General features: G+C 64.6%; 25 protein-coding genes. 16 read left to right on the top strand and 9 right to left on the bottom strand.

Translation table 11 applies throughout. The features are described 5' to 3' along the window. The first annotated feature begins 21 nt into the window (after positions 1-21). Positions 22-405, top strand: a complete 384-nt coding sequence (locus OX460_RS16325) for a hypothetical protein (protein ID WP_289899273.1) — start codon at positions 22-24, stop codon at positions 403-405. Positions 406-513: 108 nt separating this feature from the next. Further along, complete coding sequence (msbA, locus tag OX460_RS16320; protein ID WP_289899272.1) at positions 514-2,349, top strand: lipid A export permease/ATP-binding protein MsbA; 1,836 nt, start codon at positions 514-516, stop codon at positions 2,347-2,349. A gap of 4 nt (positions 2,350-2,353) precedes the next feature. Here the strand turns inward: msbA and OX460_RS16315 are convergent, their stop codons facing one another. Beyond that, positions 2,354-2,761: a hypothetical protein gene (locus OX460_RS16315; RefSeq protein ID WP_289899271.1), complete on the bottom strand. Its 408-nt coding sequence runs from the start codon at positions 2,759-2,761 to the stop codon at positions 2,354-2,356. Positions 2,762-2,838: 77 nt separating this feature from the next. Here OX460_RS16315 and OX460_RS16310 point away from each other — a divergent pair, with 77 nt between their 5' ends. The 3 genes from OX460_RS16310 (at position 2,839) to OX460_RS16300 (ending at position 5,732) form a co-directional block, all read left to right on the top strand. Next, positions 2,839-3,966 carry a toxin-antitoxin system YwqK family antitoxin gene (locus OX460_RS16310; protein WP_289899270.1) on the top strand — a complete coding sequence of 376 codons (1,128 nt, stop codon included), beginning with the start codon at positions 2,839-2,841 and terminating at the stop codon, positions 3,964-3,966. 79 nt (positions 3,967-4,045) lie between these two features. Then, a complete protein-coding gene (locus tag OX460_RS16305; RefSeq protein WP_099664914.1) occupies positions 4,046-4,540 on the top strand; it encodes a MarR family winged helix-turn-helix transcriptional regulator in 495 nt (164 codons plus the stop codon). Positions 4,541-4,616: 76 nt separating this feature from the next. Continuing rightward, a complete protein-coding gene (locus OX460_RS16300; RefSeq protein ID WP_289899269.1) occupies positions 4,617-5,732 on the top strand; it encodes a toxin-antitoxin system YwqK family antitoxin in 1,116 nt (371 codons plus the stop codon). On the opposite strand, the gene OX460_RS16295 is transcribed toward OX460_RS16300, so the two are convergent. Both OX460_RS16295 and OX460_RS16290 read right to left on the bottom strand, forming a co-directional pair. After that, on the bottom strand, positions 5,729-7,051 hold the full coding sequence (locus tag OX460_RS16295) for a chloride channel protein (RefSeq protein WP_251350804.1): 1,323 nt from the start codon (positions 7,049-7,051) through the stop codon (positions 5,729-5,731). The genes OX460_RS16300 and OX460_RS16295 overlap by 4 nt on opposite strands. 86 nt (positions 7,052-7,137) lie before the next feature. After that, complete coding sequence (locus OX460_RS16290; RefSeq protein WP_289899268.1) at positions 7,138-8,061, bottom strand: LysR family transcriptional regulator; 924 nt, start codon at positions 8,059-8,061, stop codon at positions 7,138-7,140. Between the two features lie 96 nt (positions 8,062-8,157). On the opposite strand from OX460_RS16290, the gene OX460_RS16285 reads away from it, so the two are divergent. Further along, positions 8,158-9,168 (top strand): zinc-binding alcohol dehydrogenase family protein, encoded by a 1,011-nt coding sequence (locus OX460_RS16285; RefSeq protein ID WP_289899267.1) that lies wholly within the window; start codon positions 8,158-8,160, stop codon positions 9,166-9,168. A gap of 19 nt (positions 9,169-9,187) precedes the next feature. Here the strand turns inward: OX460_RS16285 and nhaR are convergent, their stop codons facing one another. Beyond that, positions 9,188-10,087 carry a transcriptional activator NhaR gene (nhaR, locus tag OX460_RS16280; RefSeq protein WP_289899266.1) on the bottom strand — a complete coding sequence of 300 codons (900 nt, stop codon included), beginning with the start codon at positions 10,085-10,087 and terminating at the stop codon, positions 9,188-9,190. Between the two features lie 159 nt (positions 10,088-10,246). Between nhaR and OX460_RS16275 the strand changes: the two genes are divergently transcribed. After that, complete coding sequence (locus tag OX460_RS16275) at positions 10,247-11,209, top strand: TerC family protein (RefSeq protein ID WP_289899265.1); 963 nt, start codon at positions 10,247-10,249, stop codon at positions 11,207-11,209. A gap of 66 nt (positions 11,210-11,275) precedes the next feature. Further along, a complete protein-coding gene (locus OX460_RS16270; protein ID WP_289899264.1) occupies positions 11,276-11,677 on the top strand; it encodes a TerB family tellurite resistance protein in 402 nt (133 codons plus the stop codon). A 6-nt stretch (positions 11,678-11,683) separates the two neighbouring features. Here the strand turns inward: OX460_RS16270 and OX460_RS16265 are convergent, their stop codons facing one another. Next, positions 11,684-12,037, bottom strand: coding sequence for a YnfA family protein (locus tag OX460_RS16265; protein ID WP_251350800.1), 354 nt, complete (start codon positions 12,035-12,037; stop codon positions 11,684-11,686). Between the two features lie 45 nt (positions 12,038-12,082). After that, entirely contained in the window at positions 12,083-13,246 is a 1,164-nt protein-coding gene (locus OX460_RS16260; RefSeq protein WP_289899263.1) for a sugar diacid recognition domain-containing protein, read from the bottom strand. A 146-nt stretch (positions 13,247-13,392) separates the two neighbouring features. Between OX460_RS16260 and OX460_RS16255 the strand changes: the two genes are divergently transcribed. Continuing rightward, positions 13,393-14,724: an MFS transporter gene (locus tag OX460_RS16255; protein ID WP_289899262.1), complete on the top strand. Its 1,332-nt coding sequence runs from the start codon at positions 13,393-13,395 to the stop codon at positions 14,722-14,724. 32 nt (positions 14,725-14,756) lie between these two features. Continuing rightward, entirely contained in the window at positions 14,757-16,025 is a 1,269-nt protein-coding gene (locus OX460_RS16250) for a glycerate kinase (protein WP_289899261.1), read from the top strand. Between the two features lie 32 nt (positions 16,026-16,057). Here the strand turns inward: OX460_RS16250 and OX460_RS16245 are convergent, their stop codons facing one another. Next, positions 16,058-17,074 carry a zinc-binding alcohol dehydrogenase family protein gene (locus OX460_RS16245; RefSeq protein WP_289899260.1) on the bottom strand — a complete coding sequence of 339 codons (1,017 nt, stop codon included), beginning with the start codon at positions 17,072-17,074 and terminating at the stop codon, positions 16,058-16,060. A 95-nt stretch (positions 17,075-17,169) separates the two neighbouring features. On the opposite strand from OX460_RS16245, the gene OX460_RS16240 reads away from it, so the two are divergent. Next, positions 17,170-18,084, top strand: coding sequence for a LysR family transcriptional regulator (locus OX460_RS16240; protein ID WP_289899259.1), 915 nt, complete (start codon positions 17,170-17,172; stop codon positions 18,082-18,084). A 43-nt stretch (positions 18,085-18,127) separates the two neighbouring features. On the opposite strand, the gene OX460_RS16235 is transcribed toward OX460_RS16240, so the two are convergent. Continuing rightward, a complete protein-coding gene (locus OX460_RS16235; RefSeq protein WP_077401501.1) occupies positions 18,128-18,505 on the bottom strand; it encodes a cytochrome c in 378 nt (125 codons plus the stop codon). 249 nt (positions 18,506-18,754) lie between these two features. Between OX460_RS16235 and OX460_RS16230 the strand changes: the two genes are divergently transcribed. The 3 genes from OX460_RS16230 to OX460_RS16220 all read left to right on the top strand — a co-directional run bounded on the left by OX460_RS16230 (position 18,755) and on the right by OX460_RS16220 (position 22,790). Beyond that, positions 18,755-20,305, top strand: a complete 1,551-nt coding sequence (locus OX460_RS16230; protein WP_289899258.1) for a DUF1800 domain-containing protein — start codon at positions 18,755-18,757, stop codon at positions 20,303-20,305. 20 nt (positions 20,306-20,325) lie between these two features. After that, a complete protein-coding gene (locus tag OX460_RS16225; protein ID WP_289899257.1) occupies positions 20,326-21,516 on the top strand; it encodes a DUF1501 domain-containing protein in 1,191 nt (396 codons plus the stop codon). Positions 21,517-21,605: 89 nt separating this feature from the next. Next, positions 21,606-22,790, top strand: a complete 1,185-nt coding sequence (locus OX460_RS16220; protein WP_289899256.1) for an AI-2E family transporter — start codon at positions 21,606-21,608, stop codon at positions 22,788-22,790. A gap of 106 nt (positions 22,791-22,896) precedes the next feature. On the opposite strand, the gene OX460_RS16215 is transcribed toward OX460_RS16220, so the two are convergent. Then, positions 22,897-23,121, bottom strand: a complete 225-nt coding sequence (locus tag OX460_RS16215) for a hypothetical protein (protein WP_010396348.1) — start codon at positions 23,119-23,121, stop codon at positions 22,897-22,899. Positions 23,122-23,262: 141 nt separating this feature from the next. On the opposite strand from OX460_RS16215, the gene OX460_RS16210 reads away from it, so the two are divergent. Both OX460_RS16210 and OX460_RS16205 read left to right on the top strand, forming a co-directional pair. Beyond that, entirely contained in the window at positions 23,263-24,021 is a 759-nt protein-coding gene (locus tag OX460_RS16210) for a phosphatase PAP2 family protein (protein ID WP_257218687.1), read from the top strand. A gap of 12 nt (positions 24,022-24,033) precedes the next feature. Further along, positions 24,034-24,942 (top strand): diacylglycerol kinase family protein, encoded by a 909-nt coding sequence (locus tag OX460_RS16205; protein WP_289899372.1) that lies wholly within the window; start codon positions 24,034-24,036, stop codon positions 24,940-24,942. Positions 24,943-24,945: the final 3 nt, after the last annotated feature.

Here is a 24,945-nt window from a genome sequence, read left to right as displayed (position 1 = left end):
TTTACTTTAAAGGAGTTTTTCATGCGTATACGTCCCGCCACACTGCTGTCCGCCCTGATCTTCGGCAGCGTCGTCTTCAGCGCTTCCGCTTCCGCCGTCGGCCTGGGTTTCCTGGCCGATACGCCGATGGCTTACCTGAACAAGAACGACAAGCCCGTCTTCGTCAAGGCCGTCACCGACGTGCTCAATGACAAGAAAGATGGCGAAACCGTGCAATGGAGCAATGAAGGCTTGCGCAATTCCGTGCGCATCGCCGCCGACATCACGGCCAGCGACACGCAAAAGACGGATGAGCAAACCTGCCGCAAGGTGCAGGTGGGCTTGAGCGCCAAGGGCCAGGAACAGACCCTCAAGCTGACGGTCTGCAAGGCCGGCACGGCTGCGTGGAAAGTGGCGAAGAGCTGATCGTCCATGCCTTTCCCTTGCCGGTCCTGCACCGGCAAGGTGCGACTTTCCTCTAGGTAAGTCTGGCAGCGGTTAGAATCACGCTTTACCCTCAATTTTCTCACCTGCATGCAGCAAAGTCGCCTCCTGTTCTTCCGCCTGGCCGGCCAGTTTCGCCGCTATGGCGCCATCGTCGCCGCCACCTTGCTGGCCGTGGGCGTGGCGTCCGCCACCGATGTGTTATTAATCAGGCAACTGCAAAACGTCGTCGACGCCATGCGCGCGACGGCCAGCACGCAGGCCGCGCCCGCGTCCGGCGTGATGGGCATGCTGCAGGGCTGGGTCGACCGTTTCTTGCCGGCACAGGCAGGGCAGGTGGACTTGTGGGTGATTCCCGCCACCATCCTGGGCCTGGCCGTGTTGCGCATGGTGTCGAGCTTTGCCGGCGATTACGGTTCCGTCTGGTTATCGAGCCGGGTGCAGGCGGATTTGCGCGAAAAGATGTTCGCCACCATCATGCGCCTGCCCAGCCGCTTTTTCGACACCACCACCACCAGCCTGACGCAGTCGCGCGTGGCCTTCGACGCCAGCCAGGTGTCGCAGGCGGGCTTGAACGTGCTCAACGTGATGGTGCGCGATTCCGTCGCCACCGTCGGCTACCTGATTTTATTGTTCAGCATTGACGTGAAACTGGCCCTGTTCTGCATGGCGTCGATGCCCATCGTGGCCATCGTCGTGACCCTGGCGGGCCGCCGCATGCGCCACCTGAGCAAGAGTTCGCAGCAAGCCGTGGGCGAGCTGACGTCCGTGCTGGACGAAAGCATCGGCGGCCAGCGCGTGGTGAAAATCTTTGGCGGCCAGGATTATGAACAGGCGCGCTTCGTCAACGTCGTCAAGCGCAACCGCCAGCTGGCCGTCAAGCATGCCGCCACCTCGGCCATGAATTCCGGCTTCATCATGATGCTCGTCGGCATTACCCTGTCGTCCGTGATCTATTTCGCCATGCTGCGCGCGCAAAGCGGCGCCATCACGCCGGGCGCCTTCGTCGCCTTCATGGGCGCGCTGATGGCGATGCAGTCGCCGATCAAGAATTTGACCAAGATCAATGAGCCGCTGCAGCGGGGCTTGGCGGCGGCCGAGTCCGTCTTCGGCTTGATCGACACGCCGCTGGAACCGGACCCGGGCACCATCGCGCCGGTCACGGTGCAGGGCAATCTGTCCTTGCAGAACGTCAACTTCCGCTACAACAGCGACGATCCCGATGCGCCCACGGCCTTGAGCGATATCACGCTCGACATCCGCGCCGGCGAAACGGTGGCCCTGGTGGGCGGCTCCGGCGGCGGCAAGACGACCTTGCTGGGCTTGCTGCCGCGCTTCTACGACGTCAGCGGCGGCCAGATCCTGCTCGATGGCGTCGACCTGCGCGATTACGCCTTGCTGGCCTTGCGGCGCCAGTTCGCCCTCGTCAGCCAGGATGTGATCCTGTTCAACGACACGATGGCGGCGAACATCGCGTATGGCGACCCGGCCCCGGACCAGGTCCGCATCGAAGCGTCGGCGCGCGCCGCGTATGCGCACGATTTCATCATGCAGTTGCCGCAAGGCTACGAAACCCAGGCGGGGCAGAACGGTTCGCGCCTGTCGGGCGGACAACGCCAGCGCCTGGCCATCGCGCGCGCCCTGTACAAGGACGCGCCCATCCTGCTGCTCGATGAAGCGACCAGCGCGCTGGATACGGAGTCGGAACGTTCCGTGCAGGCGGCGCTGGAAGTGCTGATGCGCAACCGCACCACCATCGTCATCGCCCACCGCCTGTCGACCATCGAAAGCGCCGACCGCATCGTCGTCATGCAGGGCGGGCGCCTGGTGGAATCGGGCAGCCACGCCACCTTGCTGCAGCAGGGCGGCGCGTATGCGCGCCTGCATGCGAGCCAGTTGTCGCCCGTCAAGGATGGCGCGGCCTAGAACCTTAGAACACGTGAATTTCCTGTAATACCAGCGTGGCGCCCAGCGCCGTGCCCTCTACGCGGAAGGTGGCGGTCAGGTCCGACCAGGCGCCGTTCAATGGCAGGGCGTGGCGCGCTTCGGCGATCGGCACGCCGCCGTCCTCGCTTGCCGGGCGCTCGACGCAGCGTTCGTGCGGCGCGCCGCTGGCTTGCGCCGCCGGCGTGACGCGATACACCGTGCCATCCGCATACGGCTGCGGCGAACCATACCCTTCGATCACGGCGCGCAGCAGCGTCGGCGTCCAGCCGTAATACGCGTCGTGCGCCGTGCGCGCATGGGCGCACGCGTAATCGCCGCGCGCCAGGTCGGCGATCCAGGCGTCGATGATGTCCAGTATCTGTGTGTCGCTGGGGGCGGAGGGCAAGTGCATGGATTTCTTTCGTGACAGGGGAAAACGTTGCTTTCCATTATGATGGCCGCCGCACGATAACATTGCAACGGAACACAATGCACACACGACAGAAGACACGCGTGGCCCTGGCCGCCTTGCTGGGCGCGGTCCTGGCCTCGCCGCTGGCGGCACAGGCACAGCCCGCAGGGCAAACGCCGACGCCAACCTTGCAGGAGGAAGACCGGACCATGTATTTGGATGAAAATTTCATGCCCAGCAATCAGCGCGGCGCCGTGTATGCGCTGCGCACGCCGCCCGTGCGCGACGAGGCGCTGGGCGCCTGGCATGTGCTGCTGGAATTTCCCGACACGCCGGGCGTGCCGGCCTTTGAAACCTATGCCACGGACCTGGACTTGAGCCAGGTCAAGTTCGTAAAGTTTCGCAAGTATTACCATGAAAATGGCCAGCTGCTGCGCGAAACCTATTTCGATGCCCAGGGCGAGGAATTGCTCGGCGGCAGCGTGTACTTCGAGAATGGCCAGGTCCAGCAGCGGGTGACCGCCTTGCCGAACGGGCGCGACAGCATCTCGGAAACGTATCACCAGAATGGCCAGCTGATGAGCCGCACGCTGTATCACGGCGACGAGATGGCCGATGGCGAGCAAGTGTCGTATGGCGCGAACGGGGCCGTCAGCAACCGCTCGTATCGACGCCATGGCCAGATGGATGGCGTGCAGGAATCGTTTTATGCGGATGGCAAAGTGCACCGGCGGGGACGCTTCGTCGATGGCCAGCGCGAGGGCGAGTTCGTCATGTACGCGCAGGATGGCAAGGTGCTGGCCCGGACCGTCTGGGTGCACGGCCAGCCCGACGGCTGGTCGTTTGAAAGCCATGGCAATGGCGTCGTGTCGAACAAGACCCTGTACCAGAAGGGTGCCGTGCTCAGCTTGCAAACGTGGGCCCCGAATGGCCGGCCCGTGTTTGCCTGGCAGAAAGACGCGCAGGGGCGCGACCACGGCGACACGACGGATTGGCATGCCAACGGCGCGCGCGCCAGCGTGACCCCGTTTGTCGAAGGCCAGCGCCACGGCTTGCTGCAGGCCTGGTACGACGACGGCAGCCTGCGGCAGATCGTGCCGTATGAGCACGGCAAGAAGCACGGCATCGAGCGCCACTGGGACCAGGCCGGCAAGCTGGTGCTGGAGCAGGCGTGGCAAGCCGGAGAGCCAGTTTCCATGCGCTAGGAGTCGTCCGCCTTTGCAGGTATCATGCAGGGATTCCGGCCCGCCAGCAGGCGCGAAGCCGGCAGGATAACTGGAGGCAATGGTGGTGGAAGCGGAAGTTTCGGCGATGGCCAGGGCGCAAGGCATGGCCTTGCAAAACATGCGCGTCGTCATGCGCGCGGCGCAGCGCCACTCGGCGCAAATCGAAAAGCAATGCGGCGTGTCGGGCGCGCAATTGTGGGTGATGCAGGAGTTGCTGGAACGGCCGGGCTTGCGCATGGGCGAGCTGGCCAGCAAGATGTCGATCCACCAGACGACGGCCAGCAACCTGGTCGAGGCGCTGGTCAAAAAAACCTATGTGCGCAAGGCGCGCGACCAGCCCGACCAGCGCGTGGTCACCCTGACCCTGACGGCGGAAGGGCAAGCCGTCATCGCCGGCGCGCCGCAGCCGGCGCGCGGCTTGCTGCCCAGTGCGCTGGCCCAGCTGGACCCCGACAGCCTGGCGCACCTGAACCAGGGCTTGAACGCCTTGCTGGCCGTCGTCGCCCCCGATGACAGACAGGCGGGCATGCAGCCGTTTCCGTTCACCATGTAGTCACGCGCAAGCGTGTGGCGCGCCGCCCCGCTTGCCCGTATCATCGGCGCCGTCGCACCGTTGATGAAAGCATGCATTGAAGATACTCACCTCTGTTTTGCTGGCCTCTGTCCTGGCCGGTTCCCCATCCGTTTCCATGGCCAGCGCCCCGGCCACCCCGGCCGTGGCTGCCGAACCGTCGCCGGCGTCCCTGTATTTTGACGGGGATTACCAGCCCGTGGCGCCCGCCGCGGCCGTGTACGAGCAGCGCGCGCCGCTGCGCCACGATGCAGCCCGCCAGGCCTGGCATTGGCAGCTGCATTTCGCGCAGCCGCCGGGCAAGCTGCACATGGATGCCTGGCTGCTGGGCACCGACGTGGCGTCGCCGCGCTACACCGGCCGGCGCAGCGTGTATTTTGCCGATGGCCAACTGGGCCTGCTGGAAGAGCGCAACGGGGAAGGCGATTTCAATGGCGTGAACGTGGAATACTATGCGGACGGGACGGTGAAGAGCCGCAAGGCGTACCGCGACGGCGAGTACGACGGCTTGCACAGCCACTTTCATGCGAATGGCCAGCTGAGGCATGCCTTGCTGTACCAGGCGGGCCAGCCCGCCGATGGCGAATTCCTGAGCTTTGACGAGCATGGCCAGGTCAGCAACCGTGCGCATTTCGCCGATGGCGTGCTGACCGGTGAAGTGACGGCGTTTCATGCGGATGGCCGGCTGGCCGAGCGGGGACCGTATCTCGATGGCCAGCGCAACGGCTTGCACCAGGCCTGGTGGCCGGACGGCCGAGAAATGTCGCGCCTCAATTTCCTGCATGGCAAGCCGCAGGGCTGGTCGCTGCTGTATTTCGCGAATGGCCAGCTGGACCAGAAAAACCTGTTCGAGGATGGCGTCATGCTGAGCACGCAAAGCTGGCGCGACGATGGCACACCGCTGCGCCAGCGCCAGCAGGATGCGCAGGGCCGTGCGCAGGGCGAGGACAGGCAATGGCATGCGAACGGCACGCTGGCCCGGCTCGCTTCCTACCGCGATGGCGAGCCGCATGGCGCGTGGCGCGAATGGCATGCGGACGGCTCGGCCCGCCACGCCGTGGACTATGCGCGCGGGCGCAAGCAGGGCCTGGAGCGGGCCTGGGCCGGTGACGGCACGCGCACCGTCTGCGAGTGGCAGGATGGCCGCCTGTTGCGCGCCTGCCGCAATTTCTAGTGCGGTGGTGCGGGCAACCGTTGCAGCTGCAACTGCGCCAGCGCCCCGTACAGCGGTTCGCTGAGCACGCGCGACACGGTGCTGGCGACGACGGCGCAAGCCATCAGGCTGAGCACCATGCCGTGGCCGTCGACCATTTCCATGACAATAATGAAAGCCGTCAGCGGCGCCTGCGTGGCGGCCGCCAGGAAGCCCACCATGCCCAGCGCGATCAGGGCGGGTGCGTGCGGGTAGTGCAGCAATTGCGCAATGTCATGCCCGATGCCGGCGCCGATGGCCAGGGAGGGCGCGAAGATGCCGGCCGGCACGCCCGACCACACGGTCAGCCACGTCGCCACATATTTGAAGGCAACGAAGGCGGGCGCCACGTCGGACGAGCCTTCCAGCATGGCGCGCGTGGCCACGGTGCCGCTGCCGAACGTGGCGCCATGGCTGGCGATGCCGATGGCCGCCACCAGCACACCGCAGACGGCGGCGAACAGCACGGGCCGGCCTTTTCTCCATGCGGACAGCTTGCCCAGCGGATTGCCCCTGGCTGACGCCAGCAGCAGGCGCGCAAACAGGCCGCCGGCCACGCCCGCGACCAGGGTCACCAGCAAACCCGGCAAGGCCAGCGCCAGGCCGATGGGGCCGGGATGGATGATGCCGAAGTGGGTAGCGTTGCCGTGGATGGACACGGCCATCATGCCGGCCAGCACGATGCCGGCCACGATGAGGCCGCTGTTGCGCTGCTCGGGCGAGCGCGACAGTTCCTCGATGGCAAACATGACGCCCGCCAGCGGCGTATTGAAGGCGGCCGCGATGCCGGCCGCGCCGCCCGCCACCAGCAGGGAATGGGCGCTCACCTGCGAGTGACGGGGCAGCCAGCGGCGCGCGGCCAGCATCACGCCGGCGGCGATCTGCACGGACGGGCCTTCGCGTCCCAGCGAGAGTCCCCCCAGCAAGCCGCCCGCCGTCAGGCCGATCTTCGCGGCGCTCAGTTTCAACGAGACAAACAAGGAGCGCTGTTCGGGCGCCACGGCCGGGTCCAGCGTGGCCATCACTTGCGGGATGCCGGAGCCGGCCGCGCCCATCGCGTAGCGGCGCGTCAGCCAGACGAGCAGGGCGGCGCAGGCGGGCGTCCACAGCAGGGCGAACCACCAGGCCTTGCCGTTAAAAAACAGGAACAGGTCCAGCGCTTCCTCGGCCAGCCACGTAAAGCCCACGACGACGAGACCGGCGATGGCGGCCATGCCGACGACGACGGCGCGCGACCACCACAGGCGCGGGTTGGCAAATTCATGCTTGAAGGCAGAGGGAATATCGTGCAAGTGCTTCATTGCGGCAAGTCCAGGAAGGGGCGCGCAGGGCGTCGGGAAGACTTGCCATTATAGAGATATATTTGTTCGAATGTTTTTCCTCTGCCTTATTTGTGGGCAATTGACGACAACAGCTGCGCCTCGGCCAGGAAATCGACGAGCGCCCGCACTTTCGGCGCCAGGTGCGGCCCGGACGGCCACAGCAGCCAGCAACCGTGGGCCGGATGGCCGCTGATGGCGTAATCCATCAGCACCTCGATGAGGCTGCCGTCAGCGAGTGCCGGGCGCACATGAAAGTCGGGCAGCCAGGCGATGCCCAGGCCTTGCCGGGCAAAGTGCAGCCGCGCTTCCACATTGTTGCAGATCATGGATTGCGGCAAGTCCGGCGCAGCCTCGCCATCGTCCTGGCGCAAGCGCCACTGCTCCACCTTGCCGCTGTGGCGGAAGCGGTAGTGCAGGCAGGCATGTTGTTGCAGTTCAAGGGGATGCTGCGGCGTGCCGTGGCGCGCCAGGTAGGCGGGGGAAGCTACGAGGCAGGAGCGGAACTGGCCCAGCTTGCGCGCGGCCAGGCGCGAATCGCGCGGTGCGCCGATGCGGATGACGGCGTCGAAGCCGTCGCCGACGACGTCGGCCAGCGCGTCGGAAAAGTCCAGCTCCAGCGCGATGGCAGGGTGCTGCGCGGCAAAATCGGCCAGCGCGGGCAGGAACACGCCGCCCAGTTCCGGCAAGCCCAGGCGCAGGCGTCCCCGCGGCGCGCGCGCTCCCGCCAGCTCTTCCTGCGCCGCCTGCATTTCCGCCAGGATGCGTTCACTGCGCGTCAAAAACAGCTGGCCCTCGGCTGTCAGGCTCAGCTGGCGGGTGCTGCGCTGGAACAGGCGCGCGCCCAGCCGCTGCTCGAGCCGGGCCAGGCTCTTGCTGACGGCCGACGGCGAAATGCCGGCCTGGCGCGCGGCGGCGACAAAGCTGCCCGCCTGGGCCAGTTGCACGAACAGGGCCACGCCGGAGAGATTATCTGTTTCCTGGTTTTGCATGATTCATGACAGTTTGGTCAGCAGTGAAACGCATTGAAGCATATTTTTCTTTGTTGCGTGGCTGCTTACCATGGGCTTTTATCTGCGGGGGTAGCAATGAAGATGATTGGTTTCAACAAGGGCAGCGGCGTGGGCGACGAGCATGGCCTGTTCGACGTGGAGGGGCCGATGCCCGTGCCCGGCCCGCGCGACGTGCTGGTGCGGGTGCGCGCCGTGGGCGTCAACCCGCTCGACACCAAGGTGCGCGCCGGGCTGGTAGAAGTGCCTGAGCGTGTCGTGACCCTGGGCTGGGATGCGGCCGGCACCGTGCATGCGGTGGGCAGCGAAGTCACCCTGTTTGCGCCGGGTCAAGCCGTGTATTACGCGGGTTCGTTCGACCGCGCGGGCGCCAATGCCGAATATCACCTGGTCGACGAGCGCATCGCGGGGGCCATGCCGGCATCGCTGGACTTTGCGCAGGCGGCCAGCGTGCCATTGGCGGCGCTGACGGCGTGGCAATTGCTGTTCGAGCGCTTTGCCATCGCGCCCGGCGACATGCAGCCGCGGGGCAGCTTGCTGGTGCTGGGCGGCGCGGGCGGCGTCGGTTCCATGCTGATCCAGTTGGCGCGCCAGCTGACGGGTTTTACGGTGATCGCCACGGCGTCGCGCGGCGACAGCATGGCGTGGTGCCGCGCCATGGGTGCCCATCACGTGATCGACCATACCTTGCCGCTGGCGGCGCAGGTGGCGGCCTTGAGCGTGGCGCCCGTGCGCCACGTCGCCGCCCTGTCGCACACGGCCCAGCATGCCGCGGCGTTGGTGGAGCTGATCGCGCCGCACGGCAAGCTGGCCGTCATCGATGACCACGATGTTTTCGACGCGGCGCCGCTGAAGGGCAAGAGCATCTCGCTGCACTGGGAAATGGTGTTTACGCGGCCGTTGTTTGCTACCGACGATATGCTGGAGCAGCACCGCATTTTGCAGCGCGTGGCGCGGCTGCTGGACGACGGCGTGCTGCGCCACACGGTGCGGCAGCGCCTGTCGCCCATGGATGCGGCCACCTTGCGGCGCGCCCACGCGCTGCTGGAGCGGGGCGGGCAGCCGGGCAAGATCGTCGTCGGCGACTGAACCGGCTTGCACGCCAGGCTTACACGAACAGCTCGCGCCGCGCGCTCTGGCTGATGGCGATGGTGGCCGGGTGGCTCAGGCGCCGTTCCGTGGTGATCGCATACACTTGCTCGACGAGGCTGTCGACCCGGCCCAGCGCCACCACGGCGTATTGTTCGCAGACCTGGGGCGCGATGACGGTGGGCGCGAAGAACAGGCCGGCACCGGACTGGCCGAAGGCTTTCATCATGGCGCTGTCGTCGAACTCGCCGACGATGCGCGGGTGCAGCTTGTTGTCGCCCAGCCACTGCAGCAAGCGGCCGTAGATGGCGAAGTCTTCGCCCGGCAGCAGCAGCGGCGCGCCATCGAGGCATAGCGGAAAGTCCCCGGTCAGGGTGGCGGCCAGCGCCGGCGTGCCGAACAGGGTCATGCCGCTTTCGCCCAGCAAGTGGTTAAAGCCGCGCACGCTCAAGTGGGCCGGCATGGGGCGGTCCGCCATGATCAGGTCCAGCCGGTGCACGGCCAGGTCCGCCAGCAGGCTGGCCAGCCGGCCTTCGCGGCAAATGATGCGCAGCGGCTCAGCCAATCCCAGTGCCGGCGCGACGAGGCGGCACGCGATCAGTTTCGACACGGAATCGGCGCAGCCCACGCGGAAGGTCGTCGTCGTCGTACGCGACTGGTCGCGCACGATTTCCAGCAATTCATCGCCCGTGCTGAAGATGCTTTCCGCATGGCTGAGGATACGCCGGCCCGTGTCCGTCAATTCCAGCTGGCGCCCGCTGCGGCGGAACAGTTCCACGCCCAGGGTGTCGGCAAACTCGCTGAGCTGGCCGGAAATCGACTGCGGCGTCAGGTGCAGCTGCTCGGCCGCGCGCGCGATGCTGCCCGTCTTGGCCACCATCCAGAAATAGCGCAAGTGCTTGAAGTTGAGTGTGGACATGGTGTTTTCCGAAAAATGAATACATCGAATTTTTCGATGTATTCTTAAATTATATTCGATTTGTTCGATGTTTATAAGAAGGCTATGATGGCTGCTCAATTCATGCAAGGAGAGTGCCATGGACTTCAGAATACAAACAGAGCATTGCGGAGGCCGCCGATGAATGGCCTGGAAAGTATTGCAACGGCACCCATGTGGGCCGGTTTCATCGCCTTTGTCCTGGTGATGCTGGCGCTGGACTTGTTCGTCTTCGGCGGCAACAAGGCGCACAAGGTGGGCGTCAAGGAAGCGGCGACGTGGTCGCTCGTGTGGGTCAGCCTGGCCCTGCTGTTCAACGGCGGACTGTGGTGGTATCTGAACGGCACGGCCGGTCCCGAGATCGCCAACCAGAAGGCGCTGGAATTTTTCTCCGGCTACCTGATCGAAAAAGCCCTGTCGGTCGATAACGTGTTCGTCTTCCTGCTGATCTTCAGCGCCTTCCAGGTGCCGATCCAGTACCAGCGCCGCGTGCTGATCTATGGCGTGCTGGGCGCGATCGTCATGCGCGCCGTGATGATCATGGCCGGTGCATGGGTGGTGAGCGAGTTCAGCTGGGTGCTGTACCTGTTCGGCGCCTTCCTGCTGGTGACGGGCATGCGCATGCTGGTGGCGGCCGATGCGGAGCCGGACGTGGCGAACAACCCGGTGCTGCGCTTTGCCCGCCGCCACTTGCGGGTGGCCGATGGCGACCACGGCGAACGTTTCTTCGTGGCAAAGGGTGGTTTGCGCTATGTCACGCCGCTGTTCCTCGTGCTGATCCTGATCGAGGTGACGGACCTGGTGTTCGCGGTCGATTCGATCCCGGCGATCTTCGCCATCACGACGGACCCGTTCATCGTCTTCACGTCGAACCTGTTCGCCATCATGGGCTTGCGGGCACTGTATTTCCTGCTGGTGGACGTGGCTGACCGCTTCCACATGCTCAAGTATGGCCTGGCGATGGTGCTGGTGTTCATCGGCGCAAAGATGCTGATCATGCCGTGGTACCACGTGCCGGTGGAAGCATCGTTGCTGGTGGTGGCAGTCCTGATCGTGTCGAGCTGCGTGGCCAGCGTGTTCATCACCCGCAGCGACAAACAGTAAAACAGCAGTACGGCGCGCCCCGCGTGGCGGTGGCGCGCTTTTTAACCTCACAATGGAAAAGAGATTATGCGTACGTATGAAGTAAACAGTCCCCAGGCAGCGGGACGTATCCTGGCCCTGATGATGGTGGTCGACGGCAACCTGGCCAGCGCCGAGCTGCAAGCCATGCACCGCAGCAAGATCCTCGAGCATATCGACCTGGCGCCGGCCGCCTTCCAGCAACTGCTGCAAGACTTGTGCGACGACATGCTGACGTCGACCGTGCATGGCGCCGTGCAGCTGGCCAATGGCGTGATCGACAGCCTGCTCGATGAAATCACGGACCCGGACTTGCGCCGCAAGCTGTTGCAAGCCATGTGGAAGATCGCCGATGCGGACGATTGGCTGGCCGATGGCGAAGCCGTCTTGCTGGCCCGTGCCAGCGCGGCATGGTCGGCGGAAACAAACTTCCGCGCGCATGCCGCTTGAGGAAAATCAAGCCGCTTTGTGCCCCATGGCAATGACGGCGGCGCCGGCCAGAGCCAGGCCCACGCCGGCGATGTCCGTCCAGGCGGGCGTGACGCCGTCCACCAGCCACAGCCATCCCAAGGCCGTGGCGATATAGATGGCGCCATACGTGGCGTACACCCGGCCGCTGGCGGCCGGATGCAGGGTCAGCAGCCACACGAAGATCAGGAGGCTGAGGGCGGCCGGCAACAGCAGCCAGGCGCTGCCCTTGTTGCTCAGCCATAGCATGGGCAGGTAGCAACCCAGCAGTTCGGCCACGGCCGTGACGGTAAACAGCCCGAAAGTGCGGGCAAGGCTGGTCCATTCGAAGGCGTCGTTCATGCTGTTCCTGTTGTGCGGTCAGCCGCCATTGTAGACGGGCCTGCGTCAATTCAGTTGCAGGGCGACATACAGCAGCAGGCGGTCATCCGTGTCGTCCAGGTCCAGCCCCGTCAGTTCGGCGATCTTTTGCAGCCGGTAATCGAGCGTGTTGCGGTGGATGTGCAGGGCCCTGGCCGTGGCCATCGGGTGGCTGTGGTGGCGGAACCAGGCGGCCAGCGTGCGCATCAGGGTGCCGGACTTGCGGTCGTGCGCCTGCAGGCGGGCCAGGGTCTGGCGCAATTGCTCCGCCTGCCAACCGGCTTGCAAGCCGGACAGCAGCACGGGCAGGCTCAGTTCCAGGTAGGAAAAAGTGGCTTGTCCGCCATCCCGGGCGCGCCCCACGCGCGCCGTCTGCTTCGCCGATTCATACGACGCCGTTGCACCATCGAGGCCCGGCAAGGCCACGCCCATGGACAGGGTGGCGGGCGGGGTGAGCGCCTGCTGCGCCACCTGGTGCAGTTCGAGCAGGCGCTGCCTTGCCTGCGCCGCGCGCGCCTGCTGCGGGCCGCTGGCGGGAAAGGCGTCGAGCAGCACCAGTTCGCCTGGCGAGACGACGGCCATCAGCAGGGCGGGCCAGCGCGCCGACAGGTCGGACTGCACTTGCTGCAGCTGCGTCAGCACCTGGTCCAGCCGCTCGCCCGGACCTTCTCCCGCATCGGGTATTTCCAGCACGAACATGGCGCGCGGCACGCGCAAGTCCAGCGCCAGGCGCGCCGCCCACGCTTGCATGCTGGCATCCGAAATACCCGTGCGGTACACGAGCTGGAACACGAATTCCTCGCGGTAGCGCTTTTCATGCTGCAACTCGCTGACCAGCCGCGCCTGCTCCAGCATCATTTCCGCCATGGCGCGCACCAGTTCGCCGAACTGGCGCACGGCGTCCGGTTCGCCCGTCAGGCCCAGCACGCCGCAAATCTCGCCGCGCACCGTCAGGGGCAGGTTGATGCCGGCCCGCGTGCCCGGCAGCCTGGCCATGTCGGCCGCGCCGATTTCCACGCTGGCATGCCGGGCCAGCGCCAGTTGCGCGCCCGGATGCAGGTCGCCCACGCGCTGCGGATCGCCGCTGGCCAGGATCACGCCGCGCGCATCGATCACGTTGACGCTGAAGGGAATGATGTGCATGGTGCGCCGGACGATGTCCTGCGCCAATGGGGGATCGATGCTCGGCATGGTATTCACCTTCTGGTTTTGTGCATTTGCATGGAATCATCGCATTCAAGATGGGTTTTCTTCATGCATCCGCACGATGACTGTTTCTGTGGGCGATTGTACGATGGGCTGGTCGCATCCCATAAAAAAATAGTCAGGAGACACCCATGACCACCCATCCAGGCGCCAGCCTGTCCGCCGGCGCGTCCGCGCAGGACCGCGTGCGCGAAGGCGCCTACCGCAAGGTCACCTTGCATCTGATCCCCTTCATCTTCATCTGCTACCTGTTCAATTACCTGGACCGGGTGAATGTCGGCTTTGCCAAGCTGCAAATGCTCGATGCGCTGCAGTGGAGCGAAAGCGTGTACGGCCTGGGCGCCGGCATTTTCTTCATCGGCTACGTGGCCAGCGGCGTGCCCAGCAACCTGCTGCTGCACCGCCTGGGCGCGCGCAAGGTCATCGGCACCCTGATGATCGCCTGGGGCATCGCCTCGGCCTGCCTGATGTTCGTCACCACGCCGGCCGCGTTCTACTCGCTGCGCTTCATCACGGGCGTGTTCGAGGCCGGCTTCTTCCCCGGCATCGTGCTGTACTTTACGAACTGGTATCCCGCTTCGCGCCGGGGCCGCATCATGGGCTTGTTCATGTCGGCCATTCCCATTTCCGGCTTGCTGGGCAGCCCCCTGTCGGGCTGGATGATGCAATCGTTCGCCGGCCACGGCGGTCTGGCCGGCTGGCAATGGATGTTCTTGCTGCAAGGCATTCCCACCGTGCTGCTGGGCTTTCTCGTGTATGTGCTGCTGAACGACGGCATCGCCCAGGCAAAGTGGCTCAATACTGAAGAAAAGCAGCTGCTGCGCGCCGACCTCGACGAGGACGAACGCCAGCGCCGCAACAGCGCGAATACGGCCGACACCTTCGCCAGCGTGCTGCGCAACAAGCACGTGTGGATGCTGGGCCTCGTGTATTTCTGCATCCAGATGGGCGTGTACGCGATCAATTTCTGGCTGCCCACCATCGTCAAGTCGCTGGGTTTCGCCAGCCCCGTGGCCGTGGGCTGGGTCAGCGCCATTCCCTACCTGTGCGCCAGCATCTTCATGATCTGGGTGGGCCGTTCGGCCGACAAGCACAAGGAACGCCGCTGGCATTTGAGCGGCCCCCTGCTGATGGCGCTGTGCGGCTTGCTGCTGGCCACCCAGGCGCACGGCAACGTGGTCGTCGCCCTCATCGGCCTGTCGCTGGCGACCATGGGCGCGCTGTCCGGCCTGCCCATGTTCTGGCCCTTGCCGACGGCGTTTCTCGGCAGCGCGGCGGCGGCCGGCGGCTTGGCGCTGATCAATTCGCTGGGCCAGGTGGCGGGCTTCGTCAGTCCCTTCCTCGTCGGCTGGATCAAGGATGCGACGGGCGGCACCGACGTGGCCCTGTATATTCTTTCCGCAGTCATGCTGCTGGGCGCCATACTGGTGCTGCGCGTTCCCGCGCGCATCGTGAACCGTTGAACGAAGCTGCCATCGAACCGGAGGAATTGACCATGACGACCACCCCCGCGCCGCGCGCCTTGCTGCAAGCCATGTTCCAGGCCGCCATCGAAGCGGCCCAGCCATCGCACTGCATACCGCCCCATCTGCCGCCGGCGCCCAAGGGCCGTCTGATCGTCATCGGCGCCGGCAAGGCGTCGGCCGCCATGGCGCAAGCCGTGGAACGGCACTGGCCGGGGCCGCTGTCCGGGCTGGTCGTCACGCGCTATGGCTATGCCATGCCGTGCGAGCGGATCGAGATCGTCGAAGCGTCGCACCCCGTGCCGGACCAGGCCGGCATGGATGCGGCGCGCCGCATGCTCGAACTGGTCGGCAACCTGCAGGCCGACGATACGGTGCTGTGCCTGATTTCGGGCGGCGGCTCGTCGCTGCTGGCCTTGCCGCTCGATGGCATCACTTTGGCCGACAAGCAAGCCTTGAACCGCGCGCTGCTGGCGTCCGGCGCCACCATCGGCGAAATGAATTGCGTGCGCCGCCATTTGTCCGCCATCAAGGGCGGGCGCCTGGCAGCCGCCTGCCATCCGGCGCAAGTCATCACTTTGGCGATTTCCGACGTACCCGGCGACAAGCTGGGCGACATCGCGTCCGGCCCCACGGTGGGCGACGCGACGACGTGCGAGGATGCGCTGGCCATCGTGCGCCGCTATGGCATGGACTTGCCGGACAGCATACGCGCCACCTTGGAAAGCGGGCGCGGCGAATCCGTGAAACCCGATGATCCCCGCCTGGCGCGCACGCGCACGACCCTGATCGCCACGCCGCAGATGGCGCTGGAAGCGGCGGCGCAGGTGGCGCGCGCGGCCGGCGTCACGCCGTATATATTAGGCGACAGCCTGGAAGGCGAGGCGAGGGACGTGGGCAAGGTGATGGCCGGCATCGCGTTGCAAACGGCGCAGCGGGGCCAGCCGTTTCCCGCACCGTGCGTGCTGCTGTCGGGCGGCGAAACGACCGTCACCGTGCGCGGCAACGGGCGCGGCGGGCGCAACGTGGAATTCCTGCTGGCGCTGGGCATCGCGCTCGATGGACGCGAGGGCATCCACGCGCTGGCCGGCGACACGGATGGCGTCGACGGCCAGGAAGACATCGCCGGCGCGGTTCTGGCGCCCGACACCCTGCAACGGGCCTGGGCGCTGGACATCAAGCCCCGCGACAGCCTGGACAACAACGATGGCCACGGCTTCTTCCAGGCGCTGGGAGACAGCGTGGTCACGGGCCCGACATTGACGAACGTCAATGATTTCCGGGCCATCCTGATTACCTGATTACCTGATTACCTGATTACCTGATTACCTGATTACTGGAAACTTGCCAGCACGATCTTTCCTTTTGCTGTGTTGCTTTCCAGCAGGGCATGCGCGCGTTTCAGGTTTTGCGCATTGATCGTGCCGAAGCGCTCGGCCAGGGTGGTCCTGATGACGCCGGCGTCCACCAGTTGCGCCAGCTCTTCCAGTAGTTCATGCTGTTTGACCATGTCGGCCGTCTGGAACAGCGAACGGGTAAACATCAGTTCCCAGTGCAGCGACACGCTCTTGCCCTTGAACTTGCGCACGTCGATGTGCTCGGGGTCGTCGATCAGGGCAAACTTGCCTTGCGGCGCGATCAATTCCACGATCTGGTCGAAATGCCGGTCGGTCTGGTTCAGGCTGATCACATAATCGACGGGCGGCAAACCCAGGCGCGTGATTTCCCCCGCCAGCGGCAGGCTGTGGTCGATCACGTGGTGCGCGCCCAATTCCTTCACCCAGTCCGCCGTTTCCGTGCGCGAGGCCGTGCCGATGATGGTGACATTCGTCAATTGCCGCGCCAGCTGCACCAGCACGGAGCCGACGCCGCCGGCTGCGCCGATCACCAGCAGCGACTTGCCCGTCAGACTCTTGTCGCGGCTGAGCTGCAGGCGGTCGAACAGCAATTCCCAGGCCGTAATGGCCGTCAGCGGCAGGGCGGCGGCCGGAGCGAAATCGAGGCTGGCCGGCATGTGGCCGACGATGCGCTCGTCGACCAGCTGGAATTCGCTGTTGCTGCCGGGGCGGTTGATGGCGCCCGCGTACCAGACCCTGTCGCCCACCTGGAACAGGGTGGCGTCGGGGCCGGCGGCCGTGACGATGCCGGCCGCATCCCAGCCCAGCACTTCCGGCTGGCCATCCTTCGGCGCGCGGTTCTTGCGCACCTTGGTGTCGACGGGATTGACGGAAATGGCCTTGACGGCGACGAGCAGGTCGCGCCCCGTGGCGACGGGCACGGGCAGCTCGATGTCGAGCAGGGCGTCGGCGTCCGTGATGGGCAGGCTGTGGTGGTAGGCGATGGCTTTCATGTGCTTCCTCGTTGAGTGGATACCGTATGATGGTGGCAATGCCGCCCTGGAAACAGGGGGCGCGTACGGAAACACTTTCAAAGGAATGCTGAAAATTGCTGCGACTCGATGACTTGCAGGTATTTGTGCGCACGGCCGACCGGGGCAGTTTGTCGGCGGCCGCGCGCGAGATCGGCATCTCGCCCGCGCTGGCCAGCGCCGCCGTCAAGCGCCTGGAAGGCGTGTTGGGCTTGCGCCTGCTGGCCCGCACGACGCGCTCGCTGAGCCTGACGCCGGAAGGCACGCAATACCTGGAACATGCGCGGGAAGCCTTGCGCCTGCTGCGCGCAGGCCACGATGCCCTGCTGGCCGGCAAGGACAGTTTCGGCGGAACCTTGAAAATTGCCATGCCCTCCGACCTGGGCCGCAACCTGATGCTGGGCTGGCTGGACGAGTTCCAGCTGCGCCATCCGACACTGCATTACCAGCTCAGCGTCAGCGACCGGGTGGCCGATATGGTGCGCCAGCAAGTCGACGTGGCCATCCGCTATGGCCAGCAAGACGATTCGAGCCTGATCGCCATGCCGATCGCGCCCGCCAACGACCGGGTGCTGGTGGCGTCGCCCGCCTACCTGCGCGACTACGGCCCTTTGCTGGCGCTGGAAGAGTTGTCGCAGCGCAATTGCCTGCGCTTCGCGCTGGAAGACGGCTTGCACGACCGCTGGACTTTTTACCGCCTGTCCCAGCGCGAGCAAGTGACGGTGTCCGTGAGCGGCAACCGCAGCGCCGACGACGCCGACCTGGTGCGCCGCTGGGCCGTGGCGGGACTGGGCATCGCCTATAAGTCGCGGCTCGACGTGGCGGGCGACCTGGACGCCGGCCGCCTGCAAGCGCTGTTGCCCGACGTGGCGGGCGAGGCCACGCCCTTGCACCTGGTCTGCACGCACCGGGCGCAGGTGACGCCGCTGGTGCTGCAGTTGCGCGATTTCCTGCGCGATAAATGTGCGCAGTTATTAAAACGGCAAAATTGACCGGAGAGCGTTGCTGCGCGACGTATGCGCCGCTTATCTGATATCAGCGATTTTTTAAAATCACATCGCTCATGTATTGATTCAAATCGCGAAAGTCTTTCACCCGCCAGGCATATGGCGCAATCTTGACGCCATTCTCTTTCAAGGTCTTGGGAATCAGATCGCCATTCGGACGCAGGATGACCGACGATACGATCACGCCCGGATAATCCTTCAGGCGTTTTTTGAATGCGGCGGTGGTCAGGTCCGGCGTGGGCGGATTGCTTTTATTCGCCAACGGCCCCGTTCCCTTGATCTCCGCGCCATGGCACACGGCACAGCGCTGTACATACAGGGTTTTCCCATTCAGATTCTCCGCCAAGGCTGACGGCGCTTGAATCAGCGATAACGTTCCTAATGCAGCGATAAATAATATTTTCATTTCTTTTTAATGTGGACGTATTGTATGGATAATGTCTGGGTCGAGAGAAAATACGCAGCTGCCATTGCAATACGCCATTCTCCCGATAACATTTTATCCGAGATGATTCATCATAATGTGCCCCTGCCTGCGAGAGATTGGCTGGCGAACCATCGTGCCTGATTACAACTCGTTGCAAATGGCAATCATGCGCAGGTCAACCTGGGCGTACCCTCAAGCATTCTGCATGAAACCGCTTGAAGGACCGCCATGACCCCGCACCGACTATTGCCGACGACCTTGATTTCCCTGCTCTTGCTGGCCGGCTGCGCCGCGACCGGGCCAGAACCGGCCGCCCAGGCCGATCATCGCGCGCAGAGCAGTCCCGCACAGGACATCGCCATGCTGGAACGGGTCAGCTGGGGCGTGAGCGGGGGCAGCGTGCGCCAGGTGCAGGACAAAGGCTGGAACGCCTGGCTGCGGACGCAGTTGCATCCAGGAAAAGCGGCCCTGCCGCCAGCCATCGCCGCGCAGATCGACGCCATGACCATCAGCCAGGTGCCGCTGGAGCAATTGGTGATCTCTATGGAGCAAAAGCGCAAGGAGTCGGCCGGCGTCATGGATGACATGGCGAAGCAGCAGGCGCAAAAGGATTACCAGCAAGAACTTAACCGCCTGGCGCGCGAAGCGGCCACGCGCTCGCTGTTGCTGGACGTGTATTCGCCGAACCAGTTGCAGCAGCAGCTGAGCTGGTTTTGGCTCAACCATTTCAGCGTGCACCAGGGCAAGCACAACTTGCGCGCCATGGTGGGCGATTACGAGGCGAACGCCATCGCGCCACATGCGCTGGGGAAATTCCGTGACTTGCTGGGCGCCACCGTCCACCATCCGGCCATGCTGCGCTACCTGGACAATGAAGCCAACGCCGCCAAGCGCATCAATGAAAACTATGCGCGCGAACTGATGGAACTGCATACGCTGGGCGTGAACGGCGGCTATAGCCAGATGGACGTGCAGGAACTGGCGCGCATCCTGACGGGCGTGGGCGTGAACCTGGGAGCGGACACGCCGAAGGTGAAGCCGGCGCTGCAGTCGCAATACGTGCGCCGGGGCTTGTTCGAGTTCAATCCGAACCGCCATGATTACGGCGACAAGCAATTCCTCGGGCAAACGGTGAAGGGCAGGGGCCTGGCCGAGCTCGATGAAGCGCTGGACCGCCTGAGCCGCAGTCCCGCCACGGCGCACTTTATCAGTGGCAAGCTGGCCCAGTATTTCGTCGGCGACAACCCGCCCGCACCGCTGGTGGCGCGCATGGCGGCCACCTTCCAGCGCAGCGACGGCTTGATCGCCGACGTGCTGCAAACCATGTTCGACAGCCCCGAATTCAAGCAGTCGCTGGGCAAGAAATTCAAGGATCCCATGCATTATGTCGTGTCGGCCGTGCGCCTCAGTTATGACGACAAGCCCATCCTGAATGCGGGACCCATGCTGAACTGGCTTTCGCGCATGGGCCAGCCCCTGTACGGACGCCAGACGCCTGATGGCTATCCGCTGACGGACGCTTCCTGGGCCAGTCCGGGGCAAATGACGACGCGCTTCGACATCGCCCGCACCATCGGTTCGGGCAGCGCCGGCCTGTTCAAGACGGATGGCCCGCAGCCGCAGGAAAAAGTGGCGTTCCCGCAACTGGCCAGCGCCCTGTATTACCAGTCGCTGCAGCCAGGCTTGAGTCTGGCCACGCGCCAGGCACTGGATCAGGCCGCTTCGCCGCAGGAGTGGAATACTTTTCTTCTTTCCTCGCCGGAAATGATGCACCGCTAAGTTGAAATCGGAGGATTGCCATGAATCGTCGTGACCTGTTGAAAGCCCTGGCCGCCGCACCCTTGTTCACTCACGCGGGCAGCCTGCTGGCCGCACCCGCCACGGATGCGAAGCTGCTGTTCGTCTTCCTGCGCGGCGGCTATGACGCGAATAACTTGCTGGTGCCGGTCGGCAGCGATTTTTACTACGCGGCGCGGCCGAATATCGCCATCGCGAAACCGGGCGAGGAAAACGGCGCGCTGGCCTTGAACGCCGACTGGGCCTTGCATCCGGCCTTGCGCGAGAGCATTTATCCCATGTTTACGGGCGGCGAGGCGGCCTTCATCCCGTTCGCGGGCACGACGGATTTGACGCGCAGCCATTTCGAGACGCAGGATACCATCGAGCTGGGACAAGAGATCAACACGCGGCGCGACTTCCGTTCGGGTTTCCTGAACCGCCTCGTGCAGACCTTGAATGGCAGCAAGGCCGGCCCCGCCATCGCTTTCACCGATCAACTGCCGCTGATCTTCCAGGGCGGCGTGCAAGTGCCGAACATGGCGCTGCGCTCCGTGGGCAAGTCCGGCATTGATGCGCGTCAAAGCCAGATCATCGCCGCCATGTACCGGGGCACGCCCTTGCAGCAACCCGTCAGCGCGGGCTTTGTCGTGCGCGACGACGTGACGAAGGAATTGACGGGGGAAATGCAGGCGGCCAACCGCAACGCCATCAGTACCAAGGGCTTTGAACTGGAAGCGCAGCGCATCGCCCGTTTGATGAAGGACAAATACAACCTCGGCTTCGTCGACGTGGGCGGCTGGGATACGCACGTGGGGCAGGGCGGCGCCAGCGGCTACCTGGCGGGGCGCTTCGATGAACTGGGACGGGGACTGGCCGCGTTTTCGCAGGAAATGGGCAGTGCCTGGCGCAATACCGTCGTCGTTGTCGTCAGCGAATTTGGCCGCACCTTCCGCGAAAACGGCAACCGCGGCACGGACCACGGCCACGGCAGCGTGTTCTGGGTGCTGGGCGGCGGGATCAAGGGCAAGCAGGTGGCGGGCGAGCAAGTGGCGATGTCGCAGGCAAACCTGTTCCAGAACCGCGACATGCCCGTGCTGAATGAATACCGGGCCGTGCTGGGCGGCTTGCTGCGCCGCACCTTCGGCTTGACGCCGGCGCAACTCGACCACGTGTTTGCCGGCGTGAAACCGGCGGAACTGGGCCTCGTGTAAATCGGCGAATCTCCGTGTTACGCTACGCCTGCGCATGTGGCGCATAGCGAATACTGGCGGCCCATGGCGCCGGGCACGAATGGAGTGGCATGAACGATACCCAGCGCGACATTGTCAGCGCAGGCTTTTCCCTGGCCTTGATCGCCGTGACGGCCTTCGTCATGCAGCGTTTCTTTTTGCCGCTCGTGTGGGCCGGCATCCTGTGCGTGGCCACCTGGCCTTTGTATGTGCGCGTGCGCGCGGCGCTGGGCCAGCGCACCATCGTCGCGGCAGCCGTGCTGACCCTGGCGTTTGCCTGCATCTTCATCATTCCCGTGCTGTTCGGCGTGGCGCAGGCGGCGCGCGAAGTGCCCGTGCTGGCCAATTTCGTCGTGCATGCGAATGCCGACGGCTTGCCCGTGCCGGACTGGGTGGCGCATGTCCCGCTGGCCGGCAGCGCCATCGGCGACTGGTGGCAAGCCACCCTGAGCCAGCCGCATGGCCTGGGTCACTTCTTTGCGGGCAGCGCCGTGGGCGGCTTTCATTCCGCGCGCGACATGCTCAAGGTGCTGGGCGCGGACGTGTTCCACCGCCTGGTCGACTTTGGCCTGGCGTTTTTATGCCTGTTTTTCTTCTACAAGGATGGTGAAGCGCTGACGCGCCAGATCACGGCCGTCGGCAGCCATTTCCTGCGCCCGGAACGGTGGGGGCGCTATGCGCAAAAGATCCCCACGGCCATCCGCGCCACCGTCAACGGCCTGGTGCTGGTGGGCTTGGCCGAAGGCGTGCTGATCGGCATCGCCTATGCCATCGCCGGCTTGCCGTCACCGGCCCTATGGGCGTTTGCCACGGGCATCCTGGCCATCATCCCGTTTGGCGCGCCGCTCGCGTATGGATGCGCGGCCGCCTTGCTGGTGTTCCAGGGCAATGTGGGCGCCGCCATCGGCGTGGCCGCCTGGGGCACCGTGGTGCTGTTCGTTGCCGACCACTTCGTGCGCCCTGGCATGATCGGCAACGCCACCCGCTTGCCCTTCCTGGCCGTGCTGTTCGGCATCCTGGGCGGCGTGGAAACCCTGGGCCTAGTGGGTTTGTTCATCGGCCCCGTCGTGATGGTGCTGTTTGTTACCTTGTGGTACGAAGCGAATGCGACTGACCGCGTACCGCCGGCCACCATGCCTTCCAGCACAGCTGCCGATGCAGGTGCAGGTGCAGGTGCCGACGCACTTGCCGGTACAGTTGCCGGCACTGCTGCCGAAACACCTGCCAGCCCGGCCGCGCCGGAACGCACACAGTAGTGAGGGGTCGGTCAGCGTGCTGCTGGCCGGTACTGAGGCGTTCCCGGCGTGGCCGGACGGAGCTGACTTGATAACAGGGTGCGAACACCTTGTTTTAAAGTCATTCTTAATGTGCCTTGGATAGAATAAGCAACCAACGGCGCATCAGCAGCACTTCAACATAGCCCGGCTCGATGCCCGTACCGCACTCGATCAAGGGATTGACGGTGTAGTAGCGCTTGCGGAAGTCGCGGCAGACGAGGATTTCGCGCTTGCCCATGCGGACGAGGAAAGAGCTTGGGGCGTATTCCAGGCCGAACCGTGAGCCAAAACCGCTATTCAATGTTGCCATGACAATTCCTTTGAGGGAGATGTGTTGAACGAGTCATCAGAATAGCATAACTACTGTATGAATACACAGCTACTGTATGAATAAACAGTATTTTTTTACTGGTGTGGTTTTTTTGATCAGTACCGGGAACATGAAAGAGAGATGAGTTTGCAAGAGAAAAATGACATGGGCATGACCACGGGCTGGACCACGAAACTGCGCCGCTTCGTCGAGGCGCGCCTGTCGCCCGAAGGCGAGCTGGGCCTGCATATGACGGTGGGCGTGGCCCTGATGCTCGTCGCCATCGTGGTCTTCCACGAGATCGCCGAAGCCGTCATGGGCATGGCCCAAATCACCGTGATCGACTTGCAGGTGGCGCAGTGGTTCAACCAGCATGCCGTGCCGTGGATCACCAGTTGCCTGCTGGTCGTCACGCACATGCATGGCGTGATCGGCGCCATCACCCTGGCCGTCTTGCTGGGCTGGTATCTGCACCGCAAGGGCGCCAGCTACTGGCTGTTTACCCTGGTCATTACCATGCCGGGCGTCATGTTTTTGAACCTGCTGCTAAAGTACATTTTTGTGCGCGCGCGGCCCAGCTTTGACGAGCCCATCCTGCAGACGGCCCTGAGCACGTACAGCTTTCCCAGCGGTCATACGGCCACCTCGACGGCGCTGTACGGCTTGCTGGCCGCCTACCTGATTTGCCAGACGGCGCCGGGCGCGTGGGGCAAGCGCATCGCCATCGCGCTGGGCGCCTTCCTGATGGCCTCACTCGTGGGTTTCAGCCGCATTTACCTGGGCGCGCATTACCTGAGCGATGTGCTGGCGGCCATGGCGGAAAGCTATGGCTGGCTGGCCATCTGCATCGCCGGCGTGTCGACCCTGCGCCGCCGCCGGCATATCCGGCAAACCAGATAAGGGGAAACCATCCTGAGCAAGATTGCAGTCATCATCAATGCGGGCGCCGGTTGCGGCTATGCGCCCGACTGGGCGCAGCAGCTCGAAGCGAAATTCGCCGCCGTGGGGCTCGACGCCGCCATCACCCTGGCGGCCAGCGGCGCCGACATGATCGCCACGGCCGGGCAGGCGCTGCGCGATGGCGCGCCCATCGTCGTGGCCGGTGGCGGGGACGGCACCATCAATGCTGTCGCGTCCGTCGTTGTCGGTAGCGGTACGCCGTTTGGCGTCTTGCCGCTGGGTACCCTGAACCATTTCGCCAAGGACTTGAACATTCCGCTCGAACTCGATGCGGCGATCGCCAACGTGGCGCAGGGCGTGCCGCACCAGGTCGACGTGGGTGAAGTCAATGGCCGCATCTTCCTGAACAATTCCAGCCTGGGCCTGTATCCCGACATCGTGCGCGACCGCGAAAAGCAGCAGCGCCGGCTGGGACGGGGCAAGTGGCTGGCGTTCAGCTGGGCGCTGGTGGCGGCCTTGCGCCGCTATCCCTTCCTCAGCGTGCAATTGAAACTGAAGGACGCCGTGCATGCACGGCGCACGCCGTTTGTCTTCATCGGTAACAATGAATACCTGATGGAAGGCTTGAATATCGGCGAGCGCGAACGGCTCGATGGCGGCCAGCTGAGCCTGTACGTGGCGCAGCGTCCGGGCCGTCTGGGATTGCTGAAGCTGGCCTTGCATGCGCTGTTTGGCAAGTTGTCGCAGGCCAAGGACTTCGACGTGCTGACGGCGACCGACCTGGAAATCGCCACGAAGCACCGGCGCCTGCGTGTGGCCACGGATGGCGAAGTGACCGTCATGAATACGCCGCTGCAGTACCGCATCCGCCCGGCCGCGCTGACGGTGCTGGTGCCTGCGCCGGCACCTTCCGGGGAGTAAGGC

Origin of the sequence: Janthinobacterium sp. SUN033 (assembly GCF_030397595.1) — a bacterium.
Classification (GTDB): domain Bacteria; phylum Pseudomonadota; class Gammaproteobacteria; order Burkholderiales; family Burkholderiaceae_D; genus Janthinobacterium; species Janthinobacterium kumbetense.
This window is presented reverse-complemented; position numbering and strand designations above follow the sequence as displayed.

What these genes read in the sequence shown, in the direction of transcription:
- OX460_RS16235 (WP_077401501.1), bottom strand. Translation starts at nt 18,505, where the DNA reads ATGAAAATATTATTTATCGCTGCATTAGGAACGTTATCGCTGATTCAA.
- msbA (WP_289899272.1), top strand. Translation starts at nt 514, where the DNA reads ATGCAGCAAAGTCGCCTCCTGTTCTTCCGCCTGGCCGGCCAGTTTCGC.
- OX460_RS16215 (WP_010396348.1), bottom strand. Translation starts at nt 23,121, where the DNA reads ATGGCAACATTGAATAGCGGTTTTGGCTCACGGTTCGGCCTGGAATAC.
- OX460_RS16265 (WP_251350800.1), bottom strand. Translation starts at nt 12,037, where the DNA reads ATGAACGACGCCTTCGAATGGACCAGCCTTGCCCGCACTTTCGGGCTG.
- OX460_RS16255 (WP_289899262.1), top strand. Translation starts at nt 13,393, where the DNA reads ATGACCACCCATCCAGGCGCCAGCCTGTCCGCCGGCGCGTCCGCGCAG.
- OX460_RS16230 (WP_289899258.1), top strand. Translation starts at nt 18,755, where the DNA reads ATGACCCCGCACCGACTATTGCCGACGACCTTGATTTCCCTGCTCTTG.
- OX460_RS16310 (WP_289899270.1), top strand. Translation starts at nt 2,839, where the DNA reads ATGCACACACGACAGAAGACACGCGTGGCCCTGGCCGCCTTGCTGGGC.
- OX460_RS16270 (WP_289899264.1), top strand. Translation starts at nt 11,276, where the DNA reads ATGCGTACGTATGAAGTAAACAGTCCCCAGGCAGCGGGACGTATCCTG.
- OX460_RS16295 (WP_251350804.1), bottom strand. Translation starts at nt 7,051, where the DNA reads ATGAAGCACTTGCACGATATTCCCTCTGCCTTCAAGCATGAATTTGCC.
- OX460_RS16210 (WP_257218687.1), top strand. Translation starts at nt 23,263, where the DNA reads ATGAGTTTGCAAGAGAAAAATGACATGGGCATGACCACGGGCTGGACC.
- OX460_RS16260 (WP_289899263.1), bottom strand. Translation starts at nt 13,246, where the DNA reads ATGCCGAGCATCGATCCCCCATTGGCGCAGGACATCGTCCGGCGCACC.
- OX460_RS16315 (WP_289899271.1), bottom strand. Translation starts at nt 2,761, where the DNA reads ATGCACTTGCCCTCCGCCCCCAGCGACACACAGATACTGGACATCATC.
- OX460_RS16285 (WP_289899267.1), top strand. Translation starts at nt 8,158, where the DNA reads ATGAAGATGATTGGTTTCAACAAGGGCAGCGGCGTGGGCGACGAGCAT.
- OX460_RS16275 (WP_289899265.1), top strand. Translation starts at nt 10,247, where the DNA reads ATGAATGGCCTGGAAAGTATTGCAACGGCACCCATGTGGGCCGGTTTC.
- OX460_RS16290 (WP_289899268.1), bottom strand. Translation starts at nt 8,061, where the DNA reads ATGCAAAACCAGGAAACAGATAATCTCTCCGGCGTGGCCCTGTTCGTG.
- OX460_RS16325 (WP_289899273.1), top strand. Translation starts at nt 22, where the DNA reads ATGCGTATACGTCCCGCCACACTGCTGTCCGCCCTGATCTTCGGCAGC.
- OX460_RS16220 (WP_289899256.1), top strand. Translation starts at nt 21,606, where the DNA reads ATGAACGATACCCAGCGCGACATTGTCAGCGCAGGCTTTTCCCTGGCC.
- nhaR (WP_289899266.1), bottom strand. Translation starts at nt 10,087, where the DNA reads ATGTCCACACTCAACTTCAAGCACTTGCGCTATTTCTGGATGGTGGCC.
- OX460_RS16245 (WP_289899260.1), bottom strand. Translation starts at nt 17,074, where the DNA reads ATGAAAGCCATCGCCTACCACCACAGCCTGCCCATCACGGACGCCGAC.
- OX460_RS16225 (WP_289899257.1), top strand. Translation starts at nt 20,326, where the DNA reads ATGAATCGTCGTGACCTGTTGAAAGCCCTGGCCGCCGCACCCTTGTTC.
- OX460_RS16250 (WP_289899261.1), top strand. Translation starts at nt 14,757, where the DNA reads ATGACGACCACCCCCGCGCCGCGCGCCTTGCTGCAAGCCATGTTCCAG.
- OX460_RS16305 (WP_099664914.1), top strand. Translation starts at nt 4,046, where the DNA reads ATGGTGGTGGAAGCGGAAGTTTCGGCGATGGCCAGGGCGCAAGGCATG.